Consider the following 15789-nt stretch of genomic DNA (forward strand, 5'->3'; position numbering starts at 1 on the left):
GGAATGAGAAAAATGACTCTCCTTGTACTCGACGGATTCGGTATCGGGGCAATGGATGATTGTAAAATTGTCAAGCCTGAAGATGTGAATGCCAATACCTATAAGCATATACGAGAGGCCGTTGATTTATTAATTCCTACATTATATAAGCTTGGGCTTGGGAAAATAGTGGACAATGAGGGTGTTCCTGTTGCAGCATACGGTAAAAGTAACTTAGCACACCCAGGGGCAGATACATTTTTAGGGCATCAGGAGTTAATGGGAAGCAAGCCGAAAGAACCCAATAAGCGTTTAATGATGGATGTGGGGATTCATATCAAGGCTGCACTGGAAGCAAAGGGCTATGAAGTAAAATATGCAGTTGACCGGGGAACGGCATTGCTTGTTAATGGTTCAGTGGTTATTGGCGATAATCTTGAATCACAGCTTGGAAACATTATAAATGTCGTCGGTGATTTGAACCATCTATCGTTTGAGGAGCTTACTGAAATAGGGAAAATCGTTAGAGAAAATGTTGATACAAGCAGAGTGATTATTTTTGGCAATGAAAAGACAACAATTGAAACCATTCTATCGGTTGTGAAAGAGAATCATCCTGGTCAATGGGGAGTGGATAGTCCAAAAGCAAATGTATATGGTGAGGGGTATCGCGTACTTCATTTAGGCTATGGCGTTGATTACCAAAAACAATTTGCATACATGGCCGAACAAAACAACGTTCCCGTATACCGTATTGGAAAAACCGCTGACGTAATTCAGGCAGAGGGATTTAAAGACCCTGTGGTCAATACAAAGGACGTGCTGGAGACCTACCGCAGCTATTATAGAAACAGTGAAGAGAACGCTGTTTTTCTTGTAAATGTTCAAGAGACAGATCTAGCCGGGCATAAAGAAGACAGTCAGTGGTATAAGGAAGTATTAGAAGAGTCTGATCGATTTTTAGCATCATTTATAGAAGAAATGAATGATGACGATTTGTTAATTATCACAGCAGATCATGGGAACGATCCAACAATTGGCCATTCAAATCATACAAGAGAACAAACGCCAATATTGATTGTTGGTAAACATGTAAAAGCAGTTACAATCGGAACGAGAGATACAATGGCTGATATTGCAGCAACGATGGCGGATTTCGTAGGTGTTGAGAAACCTGAGTTTGGTAAAAGCTTTCTGCAGGAGATTTTGTAGAGCTTTATTAGAATCCAAATTTGATATTTGCCTTTAACGAGAGGAGTGCAGCGGATGAAACTTGTTAAAGTTAAAAACTATGAGGAATTAAGTGCTTTTGCGGCAGAAAAAATTCTTGAAAAAGTACGTTCTTCTAACAGGGTTTCACTTGGTCTTGCAACAGGAGGGACCCCTGTCAGAACCTATGAATTATTAATTGATGATTTTAAAAAGAGAAAGACTTCCTATCAGCATGTTCATACGTACAATTTGGATGAGTATGTAGGGATAGCGGCTGATGCTCAAACAAGCTATCAATATTACATGTTTGAGCATTTGTTCAATCATATTGATATACCGAAAGAAAATGTTCATCTTCCAAATGGTACTGCTGAAAATATTCTGCAGGAAACGCAAAGATATGAAGATGCAATCGATAAACTGAAAGGTGTAGATCTGCAGCTTCTTGGAATTGGAGAAAATGGACATATCGGCTTTAATGAACCAGGAACGCCATTTGATCGGACGACTCATGTGACAGAGCTTGAAGAATCTACGAGAGAAGCCAACTCCCGTTATTTTAATAGCCTGGATGAGGTGCCGACCCATGCTATTACCATGGGGATTGCAACGATTTTAAAAAGTAAAGAAATCGTTCTTCTGGCATCAGGAGAGAAAAAAGCTGAAGCCCTCTATCAAATGTTTAATGGAGAGATCAGCAATAATTGTCCGGCTTCTGTATTAAGAAATCATCCGAATGTGATTGTAGTAGCAGACGAACAAGCGGCATCAAAACTTGAAAAGCTCAGCACTGTCAGTAACTAATAATGCTATATGAATTGCAAAATAAGCCAAATTTACTGGACACCAGGGATTAGGCTTATTTTCATTTCATTCGAGTTTGTTCTATTGTTAGTATAAGCTATGGTAAGTATCTTTGTAGATTTTGGTGCTAGGTTACATGGTGCGGAAGGAGTTAGGCAAAGCGTCAAACGAAGACCCCGCAGGCGTTGATATACCGCCCGTGGAAAGTGAAGGCCTTAAATGGAATTCAACAGGCTGTTTTAATAGAGTCTTTCAACTAAAAAGCTCTCATTCATTTTTTGCACCGAGTTGATTAGAGCGGGCGCCTGAAGAGGAACTCACCGGACATGTTTAACGGAGTCTTATTATAAAGTGAAAGTGTCTACTAATTTAACTTATCTCTTTTAAAATCTGGAAAGGCGTGAATAGAAAATGAGCGAATCTATTAAATTTGATTTTCACACCCATCACCATCGCTGCGGGCATGCTAAAGGTACTACTCGGGATTATATTGAATCAGCTATTAAACAAGGATTTCATATGATTGGCATATCTGATCACTCACCGTATTTTGCAAGCGATGAGGAGCATCCTCATCCTCATATTGCTATGAGCAAAAAAGAATTTCCTTTATATATTTCAGAAGTTCTTCAGCTTAAAAAAGAGTATAAAGAAAAAATCGATGTATTGCTAGGTGTTGAATCTGATTTTTTTCCGGAGCACATTGAGCTGTATCGTAGGCAGTATAAACAATATCCCTTTGATTATATTATTGGGTCGGTACATCATGTTGAGGGGATTAACATTTTTAATAAGGGTCGCTGGGAAGGACTTTCTGCTAAAGAAAAACAGCAAACAAAAGAAACGTACTATCATCTTATCGAACGCTCTGCACGGAGCGGAATCTTTCAAATTCTTGGTCATATTGATGCAATGAAAGGGTTTTATCCTGCTTTTTCAACGATTCAGACCGACGCATTAACCCATACATTAAAAGTCATTGCACAGTACGATCTTGCAATAGAGATCAATACATCAGGCAAAACAAAGGATTGCGGTGGTTGGTATCCTGCAGATGATATACTCGAAATGGCCAGTTTTTATGGTGTGAGGGTTACTTTTGGATCAGATGCCCACGAAGCAGAAAGAGTCGGTGATGATTTTGAATTAGTAAGAGAAAGGCTCAAGCAAATCGGCTTTAAAGAATGGGTATATTTTAAAGAACAGAAAATGTTCACGATTGATATTTAACGAAGACTGGCTCGTTATTTCATGCTGGATGAAGGGAAGGCTGAAAATGTATCAGATAAAACAGTTAGATGATCAAAAATATGTACTATATGAGTTAACAGACGCGAAGGCTGATTCGTGGCTAAAGGTTGCTCCAGAGAGAGGCGGGATTATTACAAGCTTTGGAGTAGAAGGTGAAGAAATATTTTTCCTGAATAAAGAAACCTTCTACGACGCTGATGCAAACGTTAGAGGTGGTAATCCTATTCTTTTTCCGATATCAGGTCAGCTTAAAAATGGGAAATATGAATGGGATGGAATTGAATATAAAATGAAAAACCATGGATTTGCCCGTAATCTTTCGTGGGAGGTCGTGGAAACACAAACAACCGAAACCGATGGAGCCTCGATAACTTTGAAGCTTACGAGTAGTAAAGAAACGAGGCAATCCTATCCATTTGATTTCGAAGTCATTTTTACATATGTATTAAAAAACAATACGTTAAACATTCATCAGGAATACGTAAATAAATCAGATGAAAAAATGCCAATTTATCCGGGTTTTCATCCCTATTTTAAAACAGCTGATAAAAATCTTAACTATAAAACGGATGCTCAAACCTATCTGGATTATAATGATGGGGAGATTAAAAATGTAAGTGACGGTATCGATCTTTCTGGGAAAAAGGAATCCGTGGTCTTATTAGATGGGATGAAAAAGGAAATAGCGTTTGAGCTGCCTGAGCTAAACAAAAAAATTCAAATGACCTATGGAGAAGAATTTGCCTATGTTTATTTATGGACAGAGGAAGGACAGGATTTTGTTTGTGTGGAGCCATGGGTGGCAAAAACAGATGAACTGAATCGCAAAGAAGAGCTAATCTTTGTGCATCCGGGTGAATCGTTAAAAACGATGTTAACAATTTCAGTTATATAAACAGCAGAGAGAAGAGGGAGTAACAGCCTCTTCTCTTTTTATATGTATTTTTACATTTTATTTGCTGAGGATACTGTAATACCGGGAGCGTTTCCTAGCTTTTTCCTTTGTCGGACGAAGAAATCTTGCCGCGGCAAAGTCTGCTGAGATGTCAGCAGCAATTCGTAATCCATAACTTGTAAAGCAGGTTTTTAATTATTCCTTTTTAACTAAATTGCATAAATGAATAATCTCAGGCAATACTTTGTACTGTGTTAATTTAAAGGCTTCAAATGTACATCAATTTAATCGTCAGCATTAGGGCATTTTCGTGAGCGTTAACATGAAAGATGAAAATCTACTTTTCCTTTTGATTGGAGTGTTAGAAATGAAAGCTGTAACGTATCAAGGGCCAAATAATGTGGCGGTAAAGCAAGTAGACGACCCGAAAATTGAAAAGAAAGATGATGTCATCGTTAAGATAACATCAACGACGATTTGCGGATCTGATTTACATCTCTATCAAGGGAATATGCCGTTGCCGAAAGGCTATGTAATTGGACATGAGCCTATGGGCATTGTGGAGGAAGTAGGTCCTGACGTAACGAAAGTAAAAAAGGGAGACCGTGTTGTCGTTCCTTTTAATGTAGCGTGCGGACAATGTACGTATTGTCAGCATGATCTGACAAGCCAATGTGATAACTCAAATCCTCATTATGATTCGGGAGGTTATTTTGGCTATACTGAAAAATTCGGGAATCACCCAGGTGGCCAGGCTGAATATTTAAAAGTACCGTTTGGAAACTTCACTCCTTTTCTTGTTCCAGAATCGTGTGAACTGGAAGATGAATCCTTGCTCTTTTTATCAGATGTCATTCCAACTGCTTATTGGAGTATAAGTCATGCTGGTGTCAAAGAAGGGGATACAGTAATCGTTCTCGGGTGTGGTCCTGTAGGCTTGATGGCCCAAAAATTCGCTTGGATGCATGGTGCAAAAAGGGTCATTTCGATTGATCATATTGGCTACCGCTTAGATCATGCGAAGAAAATGAATAATGTGGAGATCTTTGACTTTGCCAAATATCCTGATATGGGAGAGCATTTAAAGGAAATTACTAAAGGCGGAGCAGATGTTGTGGTTGATTGCGTAGGGATGGACGGGAAGAAGTCTCCTCTTGAGTTTGTCGAGCAAAAACTGAAGCTCCAAGGAGGAACGCTTGGACCGATTCAAATTGCAACAAAAGCGGTGCGGAAATTTGGTACTGTTCAAATTACAGGGGTGTACGGAGGAAACTATAACAACTTCCCATTTGGCGCTTTTTTCTCAAGGAACATTACCTTGAAAATGGGACAGGCTCCGGTTATCCCAATTATGCCAATGCTATATGAAAAAATAATGAACAAGGAATTTGATCCAAAAGAGATCATTACCCATAAAGTCTCGCTTGATGATGCAAGCAATGCATATAAAATCTTTAATGATCACCAAGATAATGCCATTAAAATTGTATTAAAGCCTTAATTGATTTCTTTATCTACTCAAATAAACAGAAAAGCAGAACATTGAATTGGTCTGCTTTTTCAGCGTGTTGAATTTCTAACTTATGTAAAATAATTGTCACCTGAAAGCGAATTAAAGTGTGGGGTCGAATGACAATCGAGCACACATCTTGATTATGAGGTCACCTTTCCTTCTCTTTTTAGGAGAAACGGTTTGATTAATAAAGGAAAAATCAATGTAGGCACCGACAGAGCGAAGTAAGTGATCGATTGGCACTAGTTGAGTTGATCAATGGAAAGCATTTGACGATTGCGACGGGCGTTTTGAGGTTGTCTCATGATGGATCCTTCCTTCCTATTTCTTCGTAAGGAGGAAGGAAAATAAAGTGCCGGCCCATTCCGCGGAAAGCGAAGGAATGGGTCGGCACGATTTTTAAATTTTCGTTATGTTTATGGATTTGTTGACCACATGCCAGCTGTTTTAATGAAAACACGCGGGTTTAATTTAAGCTGTGCGACCATCAGTTCAGCAAGATCTTCTGGCTGCATTACATTTTCAGGGTTGCCGCTGATAAGATTTGTTTCGATTGCTAGATCAGTAGCAACTGTACTTGGCGTTAGTGCCGTAACGCGAATGTTATGCTTTCTTACTTCAAGCATAAGTGATTCCGTTAATCCAAGAACGGCAAATTTAGAAGCACTGTACGCGCTCGTTACTGGAGCTCCCTTTTGACCAGCAGATGAAGAAACGTTGATGATGTCTCCTACTTTTCTTTCAATCATATCTGGAAGAACGGCTCTAGTAGTATTATAAACACCCATTAGGTTAACATTTATAATATTTTCCCATTCACTTGCTGAAAGCTCGAGGAATCCTCCAAACTTAGCAATTCCAGCGTTGTTGATTAGAATGTCAATTTGGCCTAATTCAGATTTGATTTGATCTGCTGCTTGCTGAACAGCTTCAAGATCAGTAACATCTGCAACAGCTACAGAAGCTTTAACACCCAGTTCTTTCACTTCTGCTGCTACTTTTTCAAGATTTGCGAGTGTTGTACCGACTAATCCAACATTGATTCCTTCTTTCGCAAAGGCAATGGCAGTTGCTCGGCCGATGCCTCTTCCTGCTCCAGTAATCAACGCATTTTTTCCATTTAATGAAATCATCTTATCGCTCCTTATCCAACCAATTTTTAACCCCATACTATTATAGTCAATTTCAGCTAAAAAAGCTGAACAGAAAGACCGAGAAGTTTATTAGAGAACTTTCGGTCTTTCTGTTCAGTACAAATATTTAATTACTCAAGGTTAGCATGCTTCCCGTACATTGTATTGGAATCAAGCCCTTTTTTCTCCATGAAACGTAAAATAACTGCATCGAAGAATAGTAAAAGGGTTTGTTCGAAAAGTGATCCCATTGGCTGTATGGTTTTATAATCACTCGTCGATTTATCCTTAGGAGATCCAGGTAATTTAATGACTAGATCCGCTAATTCTCCAATTGTAGACTCAGGGAAGATGGTCACAGCAATAACTGTTCCACCTAAGCTTTTCGCTTTTTCGGCCATTGAGACTAAGCTTTTTGTTTCTCCTGAGCCGGATGCGATGATAAGAATATCATCTTTTTCCAGGTTAGCTGTAACCGTTTCACCGACAACATAAGCATCTAATCCCATATGCATCATGCGCATCACGAAGGATTTACCCATGAAACCAGATCTTCCTGCTCCTGCTACAAAGATTTTCTTTGCTTCAAGAATTTGGTTGACCAGCTGTTCAGCTTGTTCATCAGATAGTAAGTCTGCTGCTCGACTTAACTCATCAAGGATTTCGTTAAAATATCGAGTTGTCTGCATAATGAATGATTAACCTTGTTTGATTAGTTCTTGCATTTTAGCAGCTGCAGCTTTTTTGTCTTCTTGTCCAGTAATACCGCCACCAACGATTACTAGATCTGGTTGAGCTTTGATTACTTCTGGAAGAGTTTCAAGCTTGATTCCGCCTGCAACAGCTGTTTTTGCGTTTTTAACAACGCTTTTAATTGTTGCAAGGTCTTCGAAAGAGTTTTGGCCTTGAGCTTGAAGATCGTAACCAGTGTGAACGCAGATGTAGTCTACGCCAAGCTCATCAAGTTCTTTAGCGCGAGTTGCGATGTCTTTTACAGCGATCATGTCAACAAGGATTTGTTTGCCTTGTTTTTTCGCTTCTTCAACTGCACCTTTGATTGATGCATCTTCAGCCGCACCAAGAATTGTGATGATGTCAGCGCCTGCAGCTGATGCTTGGCTTACTTCGTATCCAGCAGCATCCATGATTTTAAGGTCAGCTAATACTGTTAGGTTAGGGAATGCAGCTTTAAGTTCTTTAACTGCTTTAAGTCCTTCGTTAATAACGACAGGAGTACCAATTTCTACTACGTCTACATGCTCTTCTACTTCTTTAACCAATTCAATTGCTTGTGGAATATTTACAAGGTCTAATGCTAGTTGTAATTTCATCTGTTTAACACTCCTAAAAATTTTTTTGTTGCAAGTAGTAATATACCCCGAGGGCTGATATTACTTTCAAAATAGGAACACCAATTGTTTCCTATCTCTGCACAGTTATCATTATAAGTCCTATAATATTATTTTGTAAGTACGCACTTTTATTTTACATAGTGATAAAAAGTATACTATTGGTTATAATAAGGGTGGAGGTGAAACGAATGTCTCGTATGGAAGGAAAAATGTTTAATTGTGAGAAAGAGTTGACCCTTTCAGTTATTGGCGGTAAGTGGAAAATGCTGATTTTATGGCATCTCGGAAAAGAAGGAACGAAGCGTTTTGGTGAATTAAAGGCCCTAATGCCTGGAATTACGCAGCGTATGCTTGTGAACCAGCTGCGAGAGCTGGAGGAAGACCTGATCGTTGAACGAAAAGTATATCCTGTTGTTCCTCCTAAGGTTGAGTATTCACTGACAGAACAAGGCCAGAGCTTGATGCCGATTTTGGATTCGATGTATAAATGGGGTAAAGATTATATGGATATCATCAACAGGAATAGCGAAGATCGAAGAGAATCCATCAAATAAGCAAAAGCGTATGAACCTAAGCATGTATATCATTAACCGAACTGTTTATTAAATACCGTATGTGGCTGCTTTTTTAAAAAGGCTGCTGCATGCGTTTTTTTTTATAATCCTTGAAGCGATGGGAAAATATTTTGATTGCCGAATAAAATAGATTATAATAAAAGAAACTATCTGAAGTTTCAGGCAGTTGTAAGAACTTATTTTTAAATGGGAAAATAATAGCGTAATTGTATAAAGAATTGGGGGATTTGCGAATGTCTGCTCTTACGATGATGAGCCCTTCTGAGGCTCGTGAAATGATTCGAAATAATCAATGGGTGAAGCCAACATCAGGTGTTTCTAACGGATTTATTCAGGCTAACTTAGCTGTGCTTCCAAAGGACTTGGCGTTTGAGTTTCTTCTTTTTTGCCAGCGTAACCCGAAATCTTGTCCTATCATTGATGTGACTGAGCCGGGATCAGGCATTGCCAGTCTAGCAGCGCCAAATGGTGATATTAAAACAGATATTCCAAAATATCGTGTGTATCGAAATGGAGAGCTTGTAGAGGAAAAAACAGATGTATCGGATCTTTGGGATGAGAATATGGTCGGTTTTTTAATTGGCTGCAGCTTTACATTTGAAGAGGCACTAATAAAAAACGGCATTCCAATTCGCCATAATGAGGAAAATTGCAATGTTCCAATGTATAAAACGAATATTCAAAGTGTAAAAGCCGGCCGGTTTGAAGGTCCGATGGTAGTAAGCATGCGCCCTATGACTGAAAAGGATGCCATCCGAGCTGTACAGGTAACGAGCCGTTTTCCTTCCGTGCACGGGGCGCCTGTTCATATCGGAAATTCTGAAAGCATTGGCATTAAAAATATTAACGAACCGGATTTCGGTGACCGTGTGACCATAAAAGAGGGAGAGGTTCCTGTCTTTTGGGCTTGCGGAGTCACTCCGCAGGCAGTAGCGATGCAAGTAAAGCCGGAAATCATGATTACACATGCCCCAGGACATATGTTTATCACTGATTTGAAAAACGAAAAGTTTTCTGTTTTGTAGGATAAAAATCGTTCCAAAATTTAATAAGATACTATAGTAGATAGCGTGTCTTTTTGCTGCGCTATTTTTTTTATGGTTAAATTTTCCCCACACAAGAACAAATTATAAGCCGAGTTGTTTGACTAACATACGGTGTGGAATGTAATAATATTTAAGTACCTTAAAGCGTTTCTTATTTAAGGTCTTAAAAAACAGTATTCTGCAAGGGAAAGGAAGTTTTTATGCCTACATTATTAGATTCGTTTCAAATTAAAGGACTTCAATTGAAAAATCGCATTGTGATGCCTCCAATGTGCCAGTATTCAGTAACGGAAAAGGACGGTAAGCCGAATGATTGGCATTTTTCACATTATACAAGCCGTGCGATTGGCGGCGCGGGACTGATCATCATGGAAATGACGGATGTAGAGCCTGATGGAAGAATCACGGATTATGATCTTGGTCTCTGGTCAGATGATCAAATTCCAGCGTTCAAAAAAATTATAGAAGCAAGCCAGGCTTACGGCGCAAAAGTAGGAATTCAAATTGCTCACGCTGGTCGTAAAGCCGAAGATGCAGCAGTACCTGTATCCTCATCAGCGATTCAATTTTCAGGGCAGTACAAGGAACCGCGTGAACTGTCTACTGTAGAAGTGGAAGAAATGGTTGGAAAGTTTGAAGAAGCATTTAAACGTGCGTTAAATGCTGGTGTTGATACAATTGAAATTCATGGTGCCCATGGTTACCTAATCCATCAATTCCAATCACCGCTGACAAATAAACGTACAGATAAATACGGTGAAGACAAGAGTTTATTCGGCGTAGAAATCATTAAAGCTGCCCGTCGAGTGATGCCTGAAGACATGCCGCTGCTCTTTAGAATTTCTGCAGTTGAGTACGCAGAAGGCGGCTATGATTTGGACTATGTTATTGAATTGGCAAAGCGTTATAAAGAAGCTGGTGTCGATGTATTCCACGTTTCTTCCGGCGGTGAAGGAGAAAGTGGCCCTGCATCAAGCGGACCTGGATATCAGGTTGATTTATCTGAAGGAATTAGAAAAGCACTGCATGTACCAACCATTGCAGTAGGCAGAATGGAAGATCCTAAGCTAAGCGATGAAGTCATCCGTGAAGGAAAAGCCGATCTTGTTGCGGTTGGAAGAGGTATGCTGAGAAATCCTTACTGGGCGAATGAAGCGTCTCTTCAATTAGGAGGAGATCCGCTTACGCCGGTTCCTCTGGCAGCAGCGTACAGTATACGATAAGAAATAATTTATAATTGAAGCTCCCTCAAAAATATTTGAGGGAGCTTTTATATGGAGATTATTTTTTATAGGCTCTGTTAACTTGCTGATTTCCGGTTCAGGCATTCACTTTCTGCAAGCGGTCCAAAGCTCCTTGGCTCAACGCTTGCTTGTGGAGTCTCGCATTTCTAAGAAGGAGTCTCCCACACCCGAAATAATAAACATCTTGACAAAATAAAAAATTATCTTTAACGCAGCATTTTTTAAAAAATCTCATATAAAATTTTACATTAATAGTACAAATCCTCTTTAAAAAACCTCTCTGCGTACGTTTTATTACCTTATTATTTATTCATCTCCTCATACAGTATATTTTTTCACACTATGTTCTTTTTTTATAACTAGATGTATATAAAGTGCGTACTTACGTAAATAAAATATACGTATTATACTTACTCTCACGCAAGTAATTGCGGAATTTGGGAATGCTAGTGCCTATCTATGAAGAGAACGACAACGATGGGATAAAGATTTTCAATAGACGAAAGTCTTAAAAATATAGTGCTGTAAAAAACATCAAGTGGAGGAATGCAAAGTGGAGTCAATGTCATTTGTATTGTTTGGGGCTACTGGGGATTTAGCAAAAAGAAAAATATTCCCAGCTTTATATAATTTATTTCTTGATGAGAAAATGCCAGAGGCCTATTCCATTATTGGATTAGGAAGATCATCTTTATCTCATGATGAATTTCAAACCCATGTTGAAGAGTCGCTTAAGACATTTTCCAGAAGAACTGTAGCGAATAATGCCGAGTTTGGTGAATTTATTAAAGCATTTCGTTATCAGCAGCTGGATGTGACAAAGCCTGAAGCCTATAAAAATTTGCTTACTTTTATTAAACAGAGAGAGAAAGAATTGAATCTTCCTGAAAACCGCCTCTTTTATTTATCGGTTGCTCCTGAATTTTTTGATGATATTGCCTTAAATATTAAAGAAAGCGGATTAGGAACAACGAAAGGCTGGAAACGCCTAATTATTGAAAAGCCGTTCGGTCATGATTTGGAGTCTGCTCGCGATCTTAATACTAAATTAAGCAGAGCATTTAAAGAAGATGAAATTTACCGTATTGATCATTATCTTGGAAAACCAATGGTTCAAAACCTTGAAACGCTGGAATTCGCAAACCCGGTACTTCAAGCGATTTGGAATAAAGAGTACATTGCCAATGTACAAATTACTGCAAGTGAAATCGTAGGTGTGGAAGATCGGGCAGGTTATTACGACCAGGCTGGTGCAATTCGTGATATGGTACAAAATCACATGCTTCAAATGCTGATGATGACAGCCATGCATCTGCCAAAGAAAATCAGTGCAGATGATATTCGCGATGAGAAAAGAAAAGTGATGGAATCTTTACGTTTATTATCGAAAGAAGAGGTCGGAGCTCACATTATACGCGGTCAATATGATGCAGGAGAAATTAAAGGTGAGCCTGTTGTTAAATATACAGTAGAGCCAGGAGTTGATGCTTTTTCTACAAATGATACATTTGTTGCGGCACGCTTATGGATAGACAATGATTTCTGGAAAGGGGTACCTTTCTACATCCGTACAGGAAAGAGAATGAAAGAAAAATCAACGCGTATCGTCATCGAATTTAAAAACACATTAAAGGATCTTTACCAAACAGAAGATCAAAAGACTGCACCGAATTTATTAGTCGTTCATATAAGTCCGAATGAAGGAGTTTCCTTCCAGTTAAACAGTAAAAACCCATTGAAAAATGGCATGATAGAACCTGTAACAGCTGATTTTTCACCGGTTACAAAAGAAGTGCCTGAAGCCTATGAAATATTACTGTTTGATGCATTGCAAGGCGATTCAACATTTTTTGCGCATTGGGATGAGGTCGAGCTATCGTGGAAATGGGTACAGCCCGTTTTGGAAGCATTCGAGGAAAACAGCATTCCGCTTCAAACGTACCCTGCAGGATCAATGGGACCAGAAGCATCAGACAAGCTGCTTGAAGAAAACGGCTTTCATTGGTGGTAAAAATCATTTTTTAATCGTGTAAGTTCTAGATAATGGAGAAAAATAAAAAAGTGGAATTTGTATCTTTTAGGAGGAAGTCAAGATGAAGGTTGGATTAATTGGATTAGGAAAAATGGGATTAAATTTAGGTCAAAATTTAATTGATAATAACCATGGAGTGGTTGCGTTTGACGTAAACCCAAGTGCAGTTTCAGAAATGGAAAACTATGGAGCAACTGGTACGTCAAGCTTAAGGGAGCTTGTTGAATCACTTGAAACACCACGTGTTCTTTGGATTATGGTTCCGCATGCTGTCGTTGACTCCGTGCTTACTGAAGTAAGACCATTATTAAGTAAAGGCGACATTGTGATCGAAGCTGGTAATTCTCACTATAAAGAGTCGATTCGCAGATACAATGAGCTAAAGGAGATAGGCGTGAGCTTTATGGATGCAGGAACATCCGGCGGAATGGAAGGAGCGCGCACTGGTGCATGCTATATGATCGGCGGCGATCCGGAAGCTTGGAGCGTTGTAGAAACAATTTTTAAAGATACTGCGGTCGAAAAAGGATTTTTATATGCTGGAAAAGCGGGAAGCGGACACTTCTTGAAAATGGTTCATAACGGAATTGAATATGGGATGATGGCGGCTATTGGAGAAGGATTTGAAGTACTGGAAAAAAGTGAGTTTGATTTTGATTATGAAAAAGTCGCTAGCGTTTGGAACAACGGATCCGTTATCCGTTCATGGCTCATGGAACTGACTGAAAACGCGTTTTCTAAAGATGCCAAATTAGATGATATTAAAGGTGTCATGCATTCTTCCGGTGAAGGGAAATGGACTGTTGAAACTGCACTTGATCTGCAAATAGCAACTCCTGTTATCGCGATGTCATTATTGATGCGCTATCGTTCATTGGACAATGACACCTTTACTGGAAAAGTAGTCGCTGCATTGCGCAATGAATTTGGCGGACATGCAGTAGAAAAGAGCGGGAAATAGCAGCAGCAAAAATTTTAGACATGAAACTTCAGTCATAAGACTGAAGTTTCTAAATGAAAGGGGAATGGAAAATGTCTATTTCGTTTGATTATTCAAATGCATTGTCATTTATGAAAAAAAGTGAGGTAGAGAATCTAAGTGAGTTTGTAAAAGTCGCTCACAATATGCTTCATGACAAAAAGGGGCCGGGCTCTGATTTTCTTGGCTGGGTGGATCTTCCTCTTAACTACGATAAAGATGAATTTGCACGAATTAAACAAGCCGCTGACAGAATTAAAAGTAATTCTGATGCGCTTATTGTGATTGGGATTGGCGGTTCTTATTTAGGTGCAAGATCTGCCATTGAAGCGTTATCCCATACGTTTCATAATCAAATGATTGATAAAACACAGGTTTATTTTGCCGGACAAAATATCAGCTCAACGTATATCTCTCATTTATTTGAGCTATTAGAGGAAAAGGATATCTCTGTTAATGTGATTTCTAAATCAGGAACAACGACTGAGCCGGCTCTTGCATTCCGTATTTTCCGTGAGTACATGGAGAAAAAATACGGAAAAGAAGAAGCAAAAAAACGTATTTTTGCAACAACTGACCGTGAAAAGGGTGCGCTAAAAAATCTTGCTGATAAAGAAGGGTATGAAACCTTTGTCATCCCGGATGATGTAGGCGGACGTTACTCAGTGCTAACAGCGGTAGGACTTTTGCCTATTGCTGTAGCAGGTCTTAATATTGATCAAATGATGGCAGGAGCAGAAGCGGCTGCCCGCAAATACAACAACTCAGATCTATCAACAAATGAAAGCTATCAGTACGCTGCTGTTCGAAATGTTCTTCACAGAAAAGGAAAAGACATCGAGCTGCTTGTTAACTATGAGCCATCTCTACATTATGTTTCAGAATGGTGGAAGCAGCTGTTTGGAGAAAGTGAAGGAAAAGATCAGAAAGGGCTATTCCCTGCTTCTGTTGATTTTTCAACTGATTTACATTCAATGGGTCAGTATGTACAGGAAGGCAAGCGCAACCTGATTGAAACCGTTCTGCAGGTGAAGAAGCCCCGTATTGAAGTAACGATACAAGAGGATCCCGAAAACATTGATGGATTAAACTTTTTAGCTGGTAAAACAATGAATGAAGTGAATAATAAAGCGTTTCAGGGAACATTGCTGGCCCATATTGATGGAGAAGTGCCAAATCTCGTCATTGAATTTGATGAAATGAATGAATTCACATACGGAGAAATGGTCTACTTTTTCGAAAAGGCTTGTGCCATAAGCGGGCACTTGCTCGGTGTAAATCCATTTGATCAGCCTGGAGTAGAGGCGTACAAGAAAAATATGTTTGCTCTGCTTGGGAAACCTGGATTTGAAGCTGAAAAAGCAATATTAATGGAGCGGCTGTCTAAATAATAACGTGTTAGAACATTGTTATGATTAATGGTATACTTTATATACTTATTATAATTATGTATAGTATAAGCAATAATATTGTGTAGGTAATATTTTGGGTGTTATAGTTGTACTTAGATTAAAAGAAAGAGTGCTGCAAATGTTATTGATGAGGATTAGCGCTCATTTTTTTGAAAAGGAGAATAAAACATATGAATCGTTTTACAATACCTAGAGACGTATTTTATGGAGAAGGAGCGATTGAAGCACTGAAAGATCTTGAAGGTCAAAAAGCTACGATCGTTATCGGAGGAGAATCGATTAAACAATCAGGCTATCTTAATAAAATTGAATCGAATCTAAAAGAAGCTGGCTTTGAAATTCAGCTGATTGAAGGAGTAGAA

Annotated in this window: 14 protein-coding genes and 1 pseudogene; 12 read left to right on the top strand and 3 right to left on the bottom strand. The window is 39.0% G+C overall.

The window, feature by feature from the left end; all coding sequences use genetic code 11:
- Positions 1–3: 3 nt before the first annotated feature.
- The 5 genes from KP78_RS07145 to KP78_RS07165 all read left to right on the top strand — a co-directional run bounded on the left by KP78_RS07145 (position 4) and on the right by KP78_RS07165 (position 5642).
- On the top strand, positions 4–1191 hold the full coding sequence (locus KP78_RS07145; RefSeq protein ID WP_041087400.1) for a phosphopentomutase: 1188 nt from the start codon (positions 4–6) through the stop codon (positions 1189–1191).
- Positions 1192–1245: 54 nt separating this feature from the next.
- The gene (gene nagB / locus KP78_RS07150) at positions 1246–1995 is read left to right on the top strand and encodes a glucosamine-6-phosphate deaminase (protein ID WP_041087401.1); all 750 of its coding nucleotides are present in this window, start codon (positions 1246–1248) and stop codon (positions 1993–1995) included.
- A gap of 411 nt (positions 1996–2406) precedes the next feature.
- A complete protein-coding gene (locus tag KP78_RS07155; protein ID WP_200889211.1) occupies positions 2407–3225 on the top strand; it encodes a histidinol-phosphatase in 819 nt (272 codons plus the stop codon).
- 46 nt (positions 3226–3271) lie between these two features.
- Positions 3272–4141 carry an aldose epimerase family protein gene (locus tag KP78_RS07160; protein ID WP_041087402.1) on the top strand — a complete coding sequence of 290 codons (870 nt, stop codon included), beginning with the start codon at positions 3272–3274 and terminating at the stop codon, positions 4139–4141.
- A gap of 367 nt (positions 4142–4508) precedes the next feature.
- The gene (locus KP78_RS07165; RefSeq protein ID WP_041087403.1) at positions 4509–5642 is read left to right on the top strand and encodes a zinc-dependent alcohol dehydrogenase; all 1134 of its coding nucleotides are present in this window, start codon (positions 4509–4511) and stop codon (positions 5640–5642) included.
- 428 nt (positions 5643–6070) lie between these two features.
- On the opposite strand, the gene KP78_RS07170 is transcribed toward KP78_RS07165, so the two are convergent.
- The 3 genes from KP78_RS07170 to hxlA all read right to left on the bottom strand — a co-directional run bounded on the left by KP78_RS07170 (position 6071) and on the right by hxlA (position 8118).
- Entirely contained in the window at positions 6071–6787 is a 717-nt protein-coding gene (locus KP78_RS07170) for a 3-ketoacyl-ACP reductase (RefSeq protein ID WP_041087404.1), read from the bottom strand.
- A 131-nt stretch (positions 6788–6918) separates the two neighbouring features.
- Positions 6919–7476, bottom strand: a complete 558-nt coding sequence (hxlB, locus tag KP78_RS07175) for a 6-phospho-3-hexuloisomerase (RefSeq protein ID WP_041087405.1) — start codon at positions 7474–7476, stop codon at positions 6919–6921.
- A gap of 9 nt (positions 7477–7485) precedes the next feature.
- Positions 7486–8118 carry a 3-hexulose-6-phosphate synthase gene (hxlA, locus tag KP78_RS07180; protein ID WP_041087406.1) on the bottom strand — a complete coding sequence of 211 codons (633 nt, stop codon included), beginning with the start codon at positions 8116–8118 and terminating at the stop codon, positions 7486–7488.
- A 209-nt stretch (positions 8119–8327) separates the two neighbouring features.
- On the opposite strand from hxlA, the gene hxlR reads away from it, so the two are divergent.
- The 7 genes and pseudogenes from hxlR to KP78_RS07215 form a co-directional block, all read left to right on the top strand.
- On the top strand, positions 8328–8693 hold the full coding sequence (gene hxlR / locus KP78_RS07185) for a transcriptional activator HxlR (RefSeq protein ID WP_041087407.1): 366 nt from the start codon (positions 8328–8330) through the stop codon (positions 8691–8693).
- Between the two features lie 254 nt (positions 8694–8947).
- The gene (locus KP78_RS07190) at positions 8948–9739 is read left to right on the top strand and encodes a putative hydro-lyase (RefSeq protein ID WP_041087408.1); all 792 of its coding nucleotides are present in this window, start codon (positions 8948–8950) and stop codon (positions 9737–9739) included.
- Positions 9740–9960: 221 nt separating this feature from the next.
- The gene (locus KP78_RS07195; RefSeq protein ID WP_041087409.1) at positions 9961–10983 is read left to right on the top strand and encodes an NADH:flavin oxidoreductase/NADH oxidase; all 1023 of its coding nucleotides are present in this window, start codon (positions 9961–9963) and stop codon (positions 10981–10983) included.
- Between the two features lie 574 nt (positions 10984–11557).
- Entirely contained in the window at positions 11558–13015 is a 1458-nt protein-coding gene (gene zwf / locus KP78_RS07200; protein WP_041087410.1) for a glucose-6-phosphate dehydrogenase, read from the top strand.
- Between the two features lie 82 nt (positions 13016–13097).
- A complete protein-coding gene (gene gnd, locus KP78_RS07205) occupies positions 13098–13997 on the top strand; it encodes a phosphogluconate dehydrogenase (NAD(+)-dependent, decarboxylating) (protein WP_041087411.1) in 900 nt (299 codons plus the stop codon).
- A 71-nt stretch (positions 13998–14068) separates the two neighbouring features.
- Positions 14069–15406, top strand: a complete 1338-nt coding sequence (locus KP78_RS07210) for a glucose-6-phosphate isomerase (protein ID WP_041087412.1) — start codon at positions 14069–14071, stop codon at positions 15404–15406.
- 191 nt (positions 15407–15597) lie between these two features.
- Positions 15598–15789: pseudogene (locus KP78_RS07215) on the top strand (iron-containing alcohol dehydrogenase); the annotation flags it as partial.

The sequence above is a fragment of the Jeotgalibacillus soli genome (assembly GCF_000829435.1).
Classification (GTDB): domain Bacteria; phylum Bacillota; class Bacilli; order Bacillales; family Jeotgalibacillaceae; genus Jeotgalibacillus; species Jeotgalibacillus soli.

What these genes read in the sequence shown, in the direction of transcription:
- KP78_RS07170 (WP_041087404.1), bottom strand. Translation starts at nt 6,787, where the DNA reads ATGATTTCATTAAATGGAAAAAATGCGTTGATTACTGGAGCAGGAAGA.
- KP78_RS07165 (WP_041087403.1), top strand. Translation starts at nt 4,509, where the DNA reads ATGAAAGCTGTAACGTATCAAGGGCCAAATAATGTGGCGGTAAAGCAA.
- gnd (WP_041087411.1), top strand. Translation starts at nt 13,098, where the DNA reads ATGAAGGTTGGATTAATTGGATTAGGAAAAATGGGATTAAATTTAGGT.
- KP78_RS07160 (WP_041087402.1), top strand. Translation starts at nt 3,272, where the DNA reads ATGTATCAGATAAAACAGTTAGATGATCAAAAATATGTACTATATGAG.
- nagB (WP_041087401.1), top strand. Translation starts at nt 1,246, where the DNA reads ATGAAACTTGTTAAAGTTAAAAACTATGAGGAATTAAGTGCTTTTGCG.
- KP78_RS07155 (WP_200889211.1), top strand. Translation starts at nt 2,407, where the DNA reads ATGAGCGAATCTATTAAATTTGATTTTCACACCCATCACCATCGCTGC.
- hxlA (WP_041087406.1), bottom strand. Translation starts at nt 8,118, where the DNA reads ATGAAATTACAACTAGCATTAGACCTTGTAAATATTCCACAAGCAATT.
- KP78_RS07190 (WP_041087408.1), top strand. Translation starts at nt 8,948, where the DNA reads ATGTCTGCTCTTACGATGATGAGCCCTTCTGAGGCTCGTGAAATGATT.
- hxlR (WP_041087407.1), top strand. Translation starts at nt 8,328, where the DNA reads ATGTCTCGTATGGAAGGAAAAATGTTTAATTGTGAGAAAGAGTTGACC.
- KP78_RS07145 (WP_041087400.1), top strand. Translation starts at nt 4, where the DNA reads ATGAGAAAAATGACTCTCCTTGTACTCGACGGATTCGGTATCGGGGCA.
- hxlB (WP_041087405.1), bottom strand. Translation starts at nt 7,476, where the DNA reads ATGCAGACAACTCGATATTTTAACGAAATCCTTGATGAGTTAAGTCGA.
- KP78_RS07210 (WP_041087412.1), top strand. Translation starts at nt 14,069, where the DNA reads ATGTCTATTTCGTTTGATTATTCAAATGCATTGTCATTTATGAAAAAA.
- KP78_RS07195 (WP_041087409.1), top strand. Translation starts at nt 9,961, where the DNA reads ATGCCTACATTATTAGATTCGTTTCAAATTAAAGGACTTCAATTGAAA.